Origin of the sequence: Sphingobium sp. ba1 (assembly GCF_000743655.1) — a bacterium.
Lineage (GTDB): Bacteria > Pseudomonadota > Alphaproteobacteria > Sphingomonadales > Sphingomonadaceae > Sphingobium.
This window is the reverse complement of sequence record NZ_JPPQ01000069.1, coordinates 2,496,257-2,509,262: the sequence shown is the minus strand read 5'-3', so window position 1 is coordinate 2,509,262 and position 13,006 is coordinate 2,496,257. Positions and strand designations below refer to the sequence as shown.

The 13,006-nt window shown below is 62.9% G+C and carries 10 protein-coding genes and 2 pseudogenes; 1 reads left to right on the top strand and 11 read right to left on the bottom strand.

The window, feature by feature from the left end; all coding sequences use genetic code 11:
- Positions 1–243: 243 nt before the first annotated feature.
- A pseudogene (locus IL54_RS25470) lies at positions 244–902 on the bottom strand (transposase); the annotation flags it as partial.
- Between the two features lie 84 nt (positions 903–986).
- Between IL54_RS25470 and IL54_RS15310 the strand changes: the two are divergent.
- Positions 987–1,145, top strand: a pseudogene (locus tag IL54_RS15310) (IS630 family transposase); the annotation flags it as partial.
- 48 nt (positions 1,146–1,193) lie between these two features.
- Here the strand turns inward: IL54_RS15310 and IL54_RS15305 are convergent.
- The 10 genes from IL54_RS15305 to IL54_RS15260 form a co-directional block, all read right to left on the bottom strand.
- Positions 1,194–1,775 (bottom strand): YgjV family protein, encoded by a 582-nt coding sequence (locus IL54_RS15305; protein ID WP_237748901.1) that lies wholly within the window; start codon positions 1,773–1,775, stop codon positions 1,194–1,196.
- A gap of 116 nt (positions 1,776–1,891) precedes the next feature.
- Positions 1,892–2,284, bottom strand: a complete 393-nt coding sequence (locus IL54_RS15300; protein ID WP_037476713.1) for a copper-binding protein — start codon at positions 2,282–2,284, stop codon at positions 1,892–1,894.
- 14 nt (positions 2,285–2,298) lie between these two features.
- Positions 2,299–5,439, bottom strand: coding sequence for an efflux RND transporter permease subunit (locus IL54_RS15295; protein ID WP_037476712.1), 3,141 nt, complete (start codon positions 5,437–5,439; stop codon positions 2,299–2,301).
- Positions 5,436–6,923 (bottom strand): efflux RND transporter periplasmic adaptor subunit, encoded by a 1,488-nt coding sequence (locus tag IL54_RS15290; RefSeq protein WP_037476711.1) that lies wholly within the window; start codon positions 6,921–6,923, stop codon positions 5,436–5,438. Before IL54_RS15290 ends, IL54_RS15295 begins: the two co-directional genes overlap by 4 nt.
- Complete coding sequence (locus IL54_RS15285) at positions 6,920–8,149, bottom strand: TolC family protein (RefSeq protein ID WP_037476710.1); 1,230 nt, start codon at positions 8,147–8,149, stop codon at positions 6,920–6,922. Before IL54_RS15285 ends, IL54_RS15290 begins: the two co-directional genes overlap by 4 nt.
- Positions 8,150–8,282: 133 nt before the next feature.
- Complete coding sequence (locus IL54_RS15280; RefSeq protein WP_037476709.1) at positions 8,283–8,567, bottom strand: hypothetical protein; 285 nt, start codon at positions 8,565–8,567, stop codon at positions 8,283–8,285.
- A 102-nt stretch (positions 8,568–8,669) separates the two neighbouring features.
- Positions 8,670–9,020 (bottom strand): hypothetical protein, encoded by a 351-nt coding sequence (locus IL54_RS15275; RefSeq protein ID WP_237748951.1) that lies wholly within the window; start codon positions 9,018–9,020, stop codon positions 8,670–8,672.
- Between the two features lie 52 nt (positions 9,021–9,072).
- Complete coding sequence (locus IL54_RS15270; protein ID WP_037478843.1) at positions 9,073–9,519, bottom strand: DUF411 domain-containing protein; 447 nt, start codon at positions 9,517–9,519, stop codon at positions 9,073–9,075.
- A gap of 324 nt (positions 9,520–9,843) precedes the next feature.
- Complete coding sequence (locus IL54_RS15265; RefSeq protein WP_037476706.1) at positions 9,844–12,534, bottom strand: vitamin K epoxide reductase family protein; 2,691 nt, start codon at positions 12,532–12,534, stop codon at positions 9,844–9,846.
- 129 nt (positions 12,535–12,663) lie between these two features.
- The coding region (locus IL54_RS15260) for a DUF305 domain-containing protein (RefSeq protein WP_037478840.1) at positions 12,664–13,006 on the bottom strand (343 nt) is incomplete at its 5' end.

The following is a 13,006-nucleotide window of genomic DNA, read 5'->3' as shown; positions in this document are numbered from 1 at the left end:
CCGCCCGCAGCAGGACTATCCCGCCGCTACCGTGGTCGAATATTGCTCCGCCGTTCTCACTCCAAAGGCTTCCTCGAGCAGACTGCACCAAAGATGCGGAAGAACCCCTGATCGTCGCGCAACACAAATTTGACGAACTTCTGAATCGGGCTCTGAAACGGACCTGGCGTTGCTATTGGATAGGGAAATCCAGGCCGTTGCTGATCGCTTCAACGGTACACCTCACAAGCCCCTGAACTATCGCCGCAGCAAATAGGGGTAATTCTTGTGTCCGGGCGCTGGCCCTTCGACAAGTTTGTCTGTGGAAAATGGTGTATTCACGAGGTGCCTGAGCGGGGTGGCCACCCCGCTCAGGCGGCGGATGTGAAGCCGTTCGACAGGCTGACGACCGATCGCAATGCCCTCCTGCCGGAGAAGATCGCGCAGCATCCGACCGCCGGCGAATGGGAACTCCATATGCAGCTCGTCGATCCGCCGCATGATGGCCAGATCGTTAGCCGACACCGGCTTGGGCAGGTAATAAATGCGGCCGCGACTGATCTCCAGCTCCCGGGCCTGCCGTCCTAACGGCAAAGCGTGCGAACGATCGATCATCGCTTTGTGCTCGGCAATAGTCCCGCCTTCCCGAGCCCCTGACAAAAAATTGTTCACCAGCGTCAGTTCGCCAATCTTGGCGTGGAGCGTCTTCAGGTCAATCGTCGACTCCATCTCCTCGCTCCGCGTCTCACTGCCAAATACACCGGCAGCCCCTTCCAGAAGCTGACCACGCCACTGCGTGATCTGATTAGGGTGAACGTCAAACTGCTGCGCCAGTTCAGGCAGCGTCTTTCGCCCTTAACGGCGGCCAATGCCACCTTTGCCTTGAAAGCTGGGCTGTGCTTCTGGCGGGGTCGTTTGCTCATCTCTACTCCTGTCACGCGGCCCCCATGGCCGCCAGGCAGAAAATCCACTTATCGCACTGTGCAGTTTTGTTCGGCCACCTCTATCCGATCAAAATGGCCTTTTCCAAACTCAAGGCAATCCTGCGCAAGGCTGCCGCACGAACTGTTGCCGACCTGTGGGATGCGATCCGCGACGTCCTGCCGCGCTTCACCCCAATGGAATGCGCCAACTACTTCTCTACCGCCGGATATGAACAAGAGTGATCGGATTCTGCTCTAGCGCTGTTCGCGAGGCGACTGAGCGCCCAATGTCTAGACTGCTCTCCCCTGAGCAAATATTCCGGCGGGCGTCTCGACGGCACCGCTGGGCGTAGGGCTGAACGGAAAAGTTCTCCAGCGACGCGTCATAAGCCTTATCAGATTTGCAAGGTTTGACGCCAACGATACCGCATCTGTTCCCAACGCGAAAAGAGCTCCAACGATCAAATTATGGGCGAGCCAAAATGGAGCCCCCACGAGGAACAGACCCTTCATACGCGTCGTCGATGTCTGCAAGCGGGCCAGACTACCCAGCGAACTACCGGTCAACGCCAGCGCGGATGGTATTCCGTGCCATGTTATGACCGATAGGAAGGACAACACAATGAGGCTGGCGCCATAGAGTCGCACGACGACATAGCGGTCACGCACCGATGCCGAGACGAGGAGTTGCGCGCAAGAAATGAGGCATGCCACCGCCGCAGTGGGCGATCCCAACATTAAAAAATACACCGCAAACGCGGCAGCACCCACGCTCTGAATTTTTACGACTGTCCTGTAGTCGCTGAAGAACGGCCAGATAATGACGCAAAAAAGCGCCACGCAACCGAAGGCGGTGGCAATCACGACTGCCACCGCTCGGTTCTTCCAATTTTGATCTGCGTTTCGCGCTCAACCTGTGATTTTCTCATGGCTGAAGCGTGAAGGAACGAGGTTAATTAGCCTTTAATGGGCCTTATAAAATCCCCTCCTTAAGGCTTCTTTTGGATCGCTGTCACCTCACCGGCGCTGCCCACAAGCGTGACATCAAAATCGACCTTGTCGCCCACCTTCGCCGCGTCGGTGATGGCGGACGCGGCCTTGAACGCCATCGTCATCGCTGGCCACTTAGCTTCGGGGATGGGGCCATGGTTGAGGGTGATCGTGCCGGCAGCCTTGTCGATGGCGGTGACCGTGCCATGACCCTTGGCCATGATCGACGCGGGGGCCGCCGGCGCCATCGCCATGTTCCCCATGTCTCCACTCATGGCTGCAGCAGGGGCCGCCTGATTGGTCTCGACCGCAACGGGTGTTTCCGCCTTCTTGCCGCAAGCGGCAGTCAAGGCGGCCAGGCCGAGGGCAATAGTCAGTCGTGCATGCTTCATGGTTTTCTCCGTCTTTATATAAGGGGTTGAGATGTGGGCTTGCTCTTTGGCCGCCGGAGCAAAAGATAGGCGGCAGGAAGCACGAACATGGACAGCAGGGGCGCGGTGAGCATGCCGCCGATCATCGGCGCCGCGATCCGGCTCATCACCTCCGAGCCGGCGCCCGAGCCGAGCAGGATCGGCAACAGACCGGCGAGGATCACCGCGACCGTCATCGCCTTGGGCCGTACGCGAAGCAGTGCACCCTCACGCACCGCGGCCTCTACCTCGGCTGCATCCGGATCGGCGACCCGCTCCTCAAGCGCGTTCTTCAGATAGATCAGCATCACCACGCCGAACTCCGCCGAAACGCCGGCGAGCGCGATAAACCCGACGCCGGTCGCGACCGATTGGTTGAAACCTAGGAAATAGAGAATCCAGATGCCACCTGTGAGCGCAAACGGCAGCGTGCCCATGATCAGCGCGGCTTCATCGAACCGGCCGAAGATCATGTAGAGCAGCACAAAGATGATCAGCAGGGTCGCGGGCACAACCAGCTTCAGCTTGTCGACCGCACGCTCGAGATATTCGAACTGGCCGGAATAGGCGATGCTGACGCCCGGCGAGAGCTTGACCTGCTTCGCCACCGCGCGCTGGAGATCGCCGACGACCGAGGCTAGATCGCGGCCGCGGACATCGACATAGACCCAGGTCGAGGGCCGCGCATTTTCGGTCTTGAGCATCGGCGGCCCTTCAGCGATCGATATGTTCGCAACCGTGCCGAGCGTGATCTGCTGCCCCGATGGCGTCAGGACCGGAAGCGTGCGTAGGCCTTCCAGGCTGTCGCGCACCTCGCGCGGGTAGCGCACGCTAATCGGGTAGCGGGCTAGGCCTTCGACCGTTTCGCCGATCGTCTCGCCGCCGATCGCGCCCGAGACGATTCCCTGCACATCGGTGATGTTGAGCCCGAACCGGGCAGCAGCGGCACGGTCGATATCGACATCGACATAGCGCCCACCGGTCAGCCGCTCGGCCAGCGCCGAACTGACGCCGGGCACGGTCTTCGCCACCGTCTCGACATCATGGGCGATCCGGTCGAGCTGGACGAGATCGGACCCCGACACCTTGACCCCGATCGGGCTCTTGATGCCGGTCGCCAGCATATCGATGCGGTTGCGGATCGGCGGCACCCAGACATTGGCGAGGCCGGGGAGCCTCACCGTGCGATCCAGCTCATCGACCAGTTTCTCCGGCGTCATCCCCGGCCGCCACTGGTCGCGTGGTTTGAACTGGATCGTGGTCTCGAACATTTCGAGCGGGGCCGGATCGGTGGCGGTCTCGGCGCGACCGGCCTTGCCGAACACGCTCTCAACTTCGGGCACGGTCTTGATCAGCCGGTCGGTTTGCTGGAGCAACTGCGCGGCTTTCGCGGCCGACAACCCGGGCAGTGCCGAGGGCATGTAGAGCAGGTCGCCTTCGTCCATATTCGGCATGAACTCGCCGCCGAGGCGGGTGAGCGGCCAGGCCGTGGTCGCAAAGACCAGCGCCGCGATCAGGAGCACTGTCTTCGGTCGCCGCATCGTCCAGTCGATCGCAGGCCGGTAGATATTGGTGAGCCAGCGGTTGACCGGGTTGGATTGCTCGGGCGGGATCTTCCCGCGGATCAGCAGACCCATCAGGATCGGCACCAAGGTCACCGATAGGATCGCCGCCGACGCCATCGCGTAGGTCTTGGTGAAAGCGAGCGGCGCGAACAGCCGCCCTTCCTGTCCTTCGAGTGTAAACACGGGAATGAAGGAGAGCGTGATGATCAGCAGGCTGAAGAACAGGGCGGGGCCAACCTCTGCGGCGGCTTCGGTGATGACAATCCAGCGCATCTCGCCCTCGAGATGCTTGCCCGGATGATCCTGTTCCCAATGCTCGATCTTCTTGTGGGCATTCTCGATCATGACGACGGCCGCATCGACCATCGCGCCGATCGCGATGGCGATGCCGCCCAAGGACATGATGTTGGCATTCACCCCCTCGAACCGCATCACGACGAACGCCGCCAGCACCCCCAGCGGAAGGGTGAGGATCGCGACCAGCGCTGAACGGACGTGCCAGAGGAACAGGCCGCAGACGATCGCGACGACGATGAACTCTTCGACCAGCTTGTGGGTGAGATTCTCGACTGCGCGATCAATGAGCTGCGAACGATCATAGACCGTCACCACCTCGACGCCGGGTGGCAGGCTCTTTTTCAGTTCGGTGAGCTTGTCCTTGACTGCGGCGATCGTTTCGCGCGCGTTCTTGCCCGAACGCAGGATGACCACGCCACCGGCGACCTCCCCTTCGCCGTTCAGCTCGGCGATGCCGCGTCGCATCTCGGGGCCGATCTGGATGGTGGCGACGTCGCCCAACCGCACGGGCACACCACCGGCGCCGGTCCTGAGCGGAATCGCCCGGAAATCGTCGAGCGTCTTCAGATAGCCCGAGGCGCGAACCATATATTCGGCTTCGGCCATCTCCAGCACCGAGCCGCCCGCTTCCTGATTGCCTTGGCTGATCGCCTGGACCGCTTGCTGATGGGTGATCCCATAAGCGGCCAGCTTCACCGGATCGAGCAGCACCTGATACTGCTTGACCATGCCGCCCATGCTGGCCACCTCAGCGACGCCGGTCACGGTCTTCAGCTCGTAGCGCAGGAACCAGTCCTGAATCCCGCGGAGCTGCGACAGGTCGTGGCGGCCGGTGCGGTCGACCAGCGCATATTCATAGACCCAGCCAACCCCGGTGGCGTCCGGCCCGAGCGCGCTGCGGGCGCTTGTCGGCAGTCGTCCCTGCACCTGATTGAGATATTCGAGCACCCTGCTGCGCGCCCAGTAGAGATCGGTGCCGTCCTCGAAGATAACATAGACAAAGCTGTCGCCGAAGAAGGAATAGCCGCGCACCGTCTTCGCGCCGGGAACCGACAACATGGTGGTGGTGAGCGGATAGGTGACCTGATTCTCGACGATCTGCGGCGCTTGGCCGGGGTAGCTGGTGCGGATGATGACCTGCGTGTCGGAGAGATCGGGGAGCGCGTCGATCGCGGTCGATCGCACCGCCCAGACGCCCACGCCAATGAGCGCCAGTACGCCGATCAGAACGAAGAAGCGGTTCCTGACCGACCAGCGGATGAGATGGGCGATCACTGGCCAGCTACCTGCGCCATGCGACGCACCGTCGGCCCAGCCGGAGGTTGATCGAATGCGAAACGGACCCGATCGCCAGTCTTAAGGCCGCGCGCGACCTTAGGATCGGGAAGCTGGAAGGTCATCGTCATCGCCGGCCAGCCGATAGCCGGCACCGGCTCGTGACTCAGTGTTACCGTATTGGCGGTTATCTGCTCGATCTTGCCGACAGTCTCGTAGAGTCTGCCGGTAACGGCGGGTTTGGCGGCTATGGGCGCGCCACCCCCGATCGGCCGCGCCTGGACTCCGGACAGGCTCGCCTCGGAGTCTATCAGGAACTGGCCCGACGCCACGATCTTCTCACCCTCGCCCAGGCCCGCCAGGATCTCAATCTGGCCCCCGGATTCCCGCCCGGTCTGGACCTCAGCCGGCCGATAGCGGCCCTTGTCGAGCGCGAGCATCACCAATGTCCGCTTGCCGGTACGGATCAGCGCCTCGGAGGGCACCAGCAGCGCCGGTTGCGTGGCTCCGCCAAACGACACGGTGGCGAACATGCCGGGACGCAGGCGTCCGCTGCGGTTGGGCAACTCAATCCGGACGGTCAGCGTCCGGCTGTCGGCTTGCGTCTGCGGCAGGATCGCTGAAACGCGGCCCGACAAGATCTCGCCGGGAAATGCCGCGAGCGTCGCCCGCACGGTTTGCCCGGGTTTGAGCGGTCCGGCGATCGCCTCGGGCACGGCGGCATTGAGCCAGACAGTGCCGAGACCATTCACCTCTGCGAGCGTCTGTCCTGCCGTCAGTGTCATGCCGGCCCGCACGTCCAATGTTTTGACCACGCCGCCGATCGGCGTGGAGATCGTGATGACATTGTGCGGACGGTCGCCGCGCTCGACCGACGCGATGGTGCCAGACGGCATGCCAAGCAGCATGAGTCGCTGGCGGGCCGCCTGGGTCAATGCTGCGTTGCCGGTGCGGCGCACCGCGAGAAACTCGGCCTGCGCCCCGCCCCACTCCGGCACCAGGATATCGGCGAGCGGCGCCCCCGCGCCGACCACGTCACCCGGCGCGCGACCATAGACTCGCTGCACGAAGCCCCCGGCACGTGCCTGGACGATCGCGACATCGCGCTGGTTGAAGTCGATTGTACCGGTCGCGGTGAGGCTGCTAGCCAGCTCGCCGCGTTGCACCGTGGCGATCCGCAGACCGAGCGCCTGCGAGGCGGAAGCGTCGACCGAAATGCCCGGCACCTGCGCGCTTGCTCCGCCCTCGTCCGCATACCGAGGGATCGTCTGCATCCCCATGGATGAGAGACCGGGACCCTCATGGTGCTCGGCCGGTATCATCGGATCGTACCAATAAAGAATTTTGCGCGCTGCCGGCTTTACGGCCCCACCATCTTTTGTGCCCTGGAAGCCCGCCAGAGCGAACCCGAGACCGCCGGCAGCAAGCGCAAGAGCAGCAGCTGCGCCAAAGAGCCACCCGCGGGCTATCATAACCTGGCTCATCGATTTTCGCTCCGGTAGGTGAGTGTCAGCCGCGCACCGTCCGCGGTGACCAGGGCTTCACGATCAAGAGTCGTGATGGTGGCATCGGCCAGCGCGGCATAGGCGTCGGCGATATCGACGAGACTGGCACGACCAGCCGCATAACTGGCGGTTTCCAATTTCACGCGCTGCTCAGCGAGCGGTTGCAGTGTGCTCTGCGCACGCATCCATTGCTCATGGTGCATGACATGGTCGGCGATATCCGCATCAAGGTCGGCGGCGAGCGCGCGCCGCGAGGCCTCGCGTTCAGCCAGCACTCGTCCGGCATTTGCCTGGGCTGCCGCGATCCCGGCACTCTGGCGACTGCGCGTGAAGAACGGCAGGCTGACTGTCACACCGGCCGAGACATAGTCGCCGAACCGGGGATCGCGGCGCTGGTAGGCCAGGTTGACACCAAAATCGGAACGCCGGCCGGCATCGGCTACGCGCACATCGGCATCCGCCTGCCCGGCCTGGGCATCGATCATCTGGATGGTGGGGTGGCGGTCGAGTCCTGCGCGCAGACCCGCTGCGTCGACCGCAAAATCGGGGATCGGTCCGGCGATCTCCGGCGCGGGGTCTCCGGTCCAGCGGGTTAGCGTCGCGCGTGCCCGCGCCACGTTCGAGACGAGTTCACTGCGGCGATCCTGCATCGCGGCGACGGCTTGGCGCCCTGCAAGGGTCTGCGCCGGGCGCGCGCCTCCCGATGCGACCGCACCTGGCGTCGTTCCCACCACACGCTCGAGATCGGACAGAATATCGTCGAGCACGGCGAGCCTGCGCTCGGCATAGGCCAGGTTGATCCAGGCTAGCGCGGTGCCAACCTCGACCGTGCGCGCCTCGACTGCGGTATCAGCCTCGGCCGCCTTTATGTCGCTGTCGGCGCGCGCCCGTTGCGCATGGCGCTTGGCGAGATTGGGAATGTCCTGGGACACGCCGACCCGCGCCATGCTGAAATTGTCGCGCTGCGGCTCAAACGCGAGCGGTCCCGATATCGGGAAACTGTCGATCCCAACCGCAAGTGTCGGATCGGGCAGGGCGCCGGCCGCGCGGCGCGCGGAACGGGCGGCATCGGCACCAAGAGCCTTCGCCTTGAGCGACGGCGCTTCCTGTCGGGCGCGCTGGAGGGCCGCGTCGAAGGTGAGCGGCCCGGCGAAGGCAATGCCGGGGATTGCCGCTAACAGCGGCATACACAAAAACAATCGCATGGAGATCTCCTGATCGGAGGTTCAGGCAAGCATGGCACACGATACCAGGCATGTCAGTGGCGGCAGGAAGGGGCGTCCCGCCGCCACTGCTGGCCTAGCCGTCTATGCGACCTGAAGCGGCCAGAACCTGCTGCTAGCCTGCCGAGGCGCCGGACGGAGACATCATGCCATGCATTTCCTTCATGCAATCCGCGGCGCTCATCTTCATCATGTTGCAGTTGCAGTTTGCCATCTGGGCGTGGTCTGGAACCCACACTCGCTTGGACGTTTGCAGAGGTGCGCGGGGGCCATATTGTGGCGCCGCGCGCCACTCGTAATGACCCGCGCTGGCGGCGCTGTCCTGCGCGAACGCGGGCGCAAAAGTGAAAGCAGAGGCGGAAGCCGCAACGATGGCAGCGGCGATTTTGAGCGTTTTCATGTTACAAATCCTTGGCAAATAATCGTTGGATAGCCGCAGGTCTGCCGGGGGTCTGTTTGCGCTCAGGGCGCACGGAAACCGCCAGCCTACGGCTGTGGTCGATCAGCCAAGGATAGTCGGTGGTTCAGGCTCGGGGGTCAGATCACTGCCATGCAGGATCGATGTCGTAGTCCAGAATGCCATAGCTTCGTGAGCCACGGGCGATGCCGGGACCGGCGGCGCGTCGCGCAGAACCATCGGAACCACGCAGCCCATTGATGCGATGCAGTCGAGCGTCAGCCCCTTGCAGGGCTTGCCCGAGGGCTGTTGTTCCTGAGCCATCGCATTCATGCAGTCTGCACTCATCCCCGACATCGCCATCGGCGCGGAGACCGAAGCCGGGATAGACGCATAGGCTGTCGCCTGGCCCATCAGACCAAGCAAAGCTCCCAGCAGGAGAAAGAGAGGCAGCATCCGTTTCACAACTGTTACTTCTTACACCCGTCCTTATCTTAGAGCAACGACATCATCGTCCGCCATGACGCGCAAAGACATGCTGTCCGCCTGGACCGAAGGCGATCACATTATAGGTGTCGGCGCGTTGTCCTGGAACTTCCATCCCTGGCGAGCCCATCGGCATCCCGGCAACCGCTAGTCCACGCACGCCGTGCGGCTTCTGAGCCAGCAGACGCTTCATGTCGGCGATCGGGACATGACCCTCCAATGCCATGCCGTCTACAATCGCTGTATGGCAGGACGACAGGCCCGAAGGAACGCCTTGGGTCCGCTGGAAGCCGGAGCGCTGGCGATCGTCGATGATCGTTACCTGACGTCCGAATTGCTTACGCACCTGCGCCGCCCACTGCGCGCAGCAGCCACAGCCCGGATCGCGGTGGACCACGATAGGCGTCGCCGCCGCGCTGGCGACCGAAACCGATGCAAGGACCAACGATAATGCGGCTTTGAGTTTCATATCGTCCTTCACCGCACCCATTCTTCAAGGCTACTGTTCATATTACGCGCGACCGCCGCCGACCCCTCAAAAAATTGCAGACGGTCGCTAGCTTACCGTAGCGATCACGAACCGACATTCGTCGATGAGCAACCCAGGGCCGTTGCAGACCTCTCGCACTCGCGTCGATGATGCAGTCGAAAGCCATTATTGCACCCGAGTAGGGCCGCATTTCGCATCTCGGCGACCCGATCGCACGGCCATAAGTTGGCTATTTCGAGTCCCGCCTTCCCGACAGGCGTGACGTATCCTTTCCTGTTCGATTCCACATCACGCAGAGCGACTTCAAATCACATACTTGTCCCAGCTCGCATAATGTTCAGCGCTGCGCTTGCCGCGGGGAAGGCTGAGACCGGCGAGGGCGAGCCCTATGACCACCGAAACGATCGTGCCGAGGTGGCCGGCCCCCGTCAGCAGGAACGGGGCAGCAACCAGCCAGGCGCCGAGCGCGCTATTGATGAAGCGCACGGCGCGGGCAACTTCGGCGGTGGCGATGATCGCGACGGTGATGACCAGGGCACCAATCACATGGTCGCTGTTCGCCATGGCGCCCTCATTGCCCAGTGTCACCCGCGTGAGCATGAGGAATGCGCCGAGCGCGATACTGACCGCCAGCGTCCACGGCAGGGTCAGCCCCCGCTTTGCATCGGCCCAAAATGCGGCAGGCGACGACATCACGTCGGACGCGTCCTCACTGCCGGCCTCGATCGCGTCGCCCTGGAAGAAGGTGCGGATCAGCGGCTTGCCGCGGCATTTCGCCCACACAAGGAACTGACCCATGGCGATGACCTCGTCCAGCGCGAAAGGAATCATGATCAGCATGGCAAGGGCGGCGATCAGCGCCAGCGTGCTCCAGGTGCCGATGACGATGGGCTGGCTGATGATGAAATAGATGCTGACCACGCCGAGCGGAATGACCAGGATGCCGAAGAAGGTCACCATCCACGGCATCGTGCGCCAGCGGTCGCGGGTGCCCATCACCGCCATCAGGATCTCGAGCACATAGCTCACCGTGCCGAGACCGCCGTCGGGAATCGGCCACGCCTTTGACATGTTAGACGTGATGATCTCCTCGGTACCGTTGCGCGGGTCGCTCAGCGAGCCGGCAAAGAAGGGTTCCCAGACGCTATCGATGTGGCCCAATTGGTATGCCGTCAGGATGCGCGAGGTAAGAAGACCTATCAGACCCATCACGACGATCGGCAGCCGCTGGGCATCGGTAGACGGGGAATAGGTCCAACCGGGTGGGATGTTCTTGGGGTCCATCATCCCTGCCATGCTCATGCCCGGCATCATCGGCACGAGCACCGACAGCGCGATGACGGCCGAGCCGATGAGCAAATCGTTGTTGTACTGCGCCGCGCTCGGGCTCCAGAAGATCAACGGCGCGAACAGCAACCAGATGCCGACGAATGCGACAGCCCATTGAGCCCACGTCTTGGTGCGTGGTACGAGCGACAGCGCACCGAACAGCGCAATGGCAAGCCCGCTGACGAGATCGCTGATGGACAGTGCGCTCGCCCGCCACTCGATCGACGGCAGCCCGCGATCGACGGTCACGAAGCGCGCGGCCTCGCTGACGCTCTGCGTCGTCATAGAGTCGTAGATGAGCGGGCTCGACGCGAGCCACAGGCCGAGACCGACGTTGGCGTAAAGCGCCCAGCGCGCACGGCGCTCGTCGCGGTCCATCATTGCCATGTGATCGCCATGTGCACCGTGGCTGGGCGTCGCCATGTCCCCATCCCCGGGCGCGTGCCCCATAGCGGCATGGTCCATGTTCCCATGGTCCTCAGCTTCGGGCTCCATGCCGGGCATCGCGCTGGCTGCCGTTTCAGGCGGGTTATGGTCCAACTCGGCCGGCTTCGGATCGGACTTGTCGTTCCAGGCGACGAGGTTCTCGTTGAGCTTGTTGTTCCGGTACCAGGCGCGCGGGTGGCGCTTCAATGCCGCAACGATCGTCGGAAGCGTTTCGCGAAGACTGTGCTTCGGCTCCCACCCGAGCAGCGACCGGGCGCGCGAGATGTCGAGGATGTAGTGGTCGTTGCTGCTATCGATCATCCATGGCTGGATGAAGTCGTCATCGCCGAGTGCCTCGCTCTGAAGAACGATGCCAGCCTTCGCGAGCGGCTGCGGGATGCGGATTGTCTTCCAGCCCTCGCCGTGGAGCGCCTCGCCGACGATATTCTGGATTTCGGCGTAGCCGGGGGCATCGGGTTCGCCGATGAGCAGGGGCAGTTCAGACGGAAGATCGTGCCGCCGATCGACCAGGCGCACCACGGCTTCGGCCAGGTCATCGCGGTGCACCGATGATTGCGCCGCGCACAGCATGCCAGGATAGAAATGCGAGATCAGGCGGTGCTCGTAGATCTGCGATATCTGCTGTGCGAGGAACGCAGAGCGCCCATCGTCGTCGTAAACTCCGGCGGGTCGCAGGTAGACGACGGGTATCCGTCCGTGACGCTCGTTCAGCAGCGCCTCTGTGTCGACTTTGGACTGCGGGTACGCCCAGGAGGCACCGATCGGCGATTCCTCGTTGATGCGCTCCTGCGGAGTGGCGGTCGGTTTATGGACCAGCATCGTGCTGGCGAAGACGAATTGCTCGACATCGAACGACTGGAGTCCGTCGATCAGCCGCCGGGTGCCCTGGACGGTGACCTTGTCGTAGAGCGGATTGGGATCGCCAGAAATGTCATAATAGGCGGCGAGGTGAATCACCGAAGCGATGCGGTTGCCGTATCGCGCGCGAACCTCCTCGAGCGCAGCGTGAACCGCTTCATCCGAGCCGACATCAATGTCGATAGCGGCGGCGGGCGGTGGTGGCTCGGGCGGACCGGCGCGATCGAGACCGACGACCGTGTAGCGCTCGCCGAGCCGGGCGATCAGGGCCGCGGCGATAAAACCGCTCGCTCCGGTGACGAGGACGATCTCAGAAGCGCCTTTGGCGCCACTCGGACCGCTGCGCTCGATGTCGGTCATAAGTACACTATCCTGGCTCTTTCGCGGAGAGCGCCGATCGCTGGGGCGTTTGAGCAAGATCGCGCATGACGAAGCCTTTCCGGCAGTACCCGATCATATGCCATCCTGTTTTACTTCGAAGAACCGACCTCAGGAAATCGGCTTTCGAGTATCTATACCGGTGCTTTCATCGGTTTGCGGGGGCGGTGGCGACGCACCGCGATCGCGATACGAGGGCAGGTCCGGAGCACCCTCCGGCGCCGGGTTAGCCTGCAGGCGCGCGATCATCTGTTTCATCTGAGCGATCTCGCGCACCTGCGCATCGATGATGCCGTCGGCCATTTTCCTGACTTCCGGATCCTTGATGTGCGCGCGCTCGCTGGTCATGATCGCGATCGAGTGGTGCGGGATCATCGCCTTCATGTAGGAGACGTCATCGACCGTTTCCTGGCTCCGCACCAACCAGAGCGCTAAACCAAAAATGACGGCACTG

What these genes read in the sequence shown, in the direction of transcription:
- IL54_RS15290 (WP_037476711.1), bottom strand. Translation starts at nt 6,923, where the DNA reads ATGAGCCAGGTTATGATAGCCCGCGGGTGGCTCTTTGGCGCAGCTGCT.
- IL54_RS15300 (WP_037476713.1), bottom strand. Translation starts at nt 2,284, where the DNA reads ATGAAGCATGCACGACTGACTATTGCCCTCGGCCTGGCCGCCTTGACT.
- IL54_RS15275 (WP_237748951.1), bottom strand. Translation starts at nt 9,020, where the DNA reads ATGCTGCCTCTCTTTCTCCTGCTGGGAGCTTTGCTTGGTCTGATGGGC.
- IL54_RS15270 (WP_037478843.1), bottom strand. Translation starts at nt 9,519, where the DNA reads ATGAAACTCAAAGCCGCATTATCGTTGGTCCTTGCATCGGTTTCGGTC.
- IL54_RS15265 (WP_037476706.1), bottom strand. Translation starts at nt 12,534, where the DNA reads ATGACCGACATCGAGCGCAGCGGTCCGAGTGGCGCCAAAGGCGCTTCT.
- IL54_RS15285 (WP_037476710.1), bottom strand. Translation starts at nt 8,149, where the DNA reads ATGCGATTGTTTTTGTGTATGCCGCTGTTAGCGGCAATCCCCGGCATT.
- IL54_RS15280 (WP_037476709.1), bottom strand. Translation starts at nt 8,567, where the DNA reads ATGAAAACGCTCAAAATCGCCGCTGCCATCGTTGCGGCTTCCGCCTCT.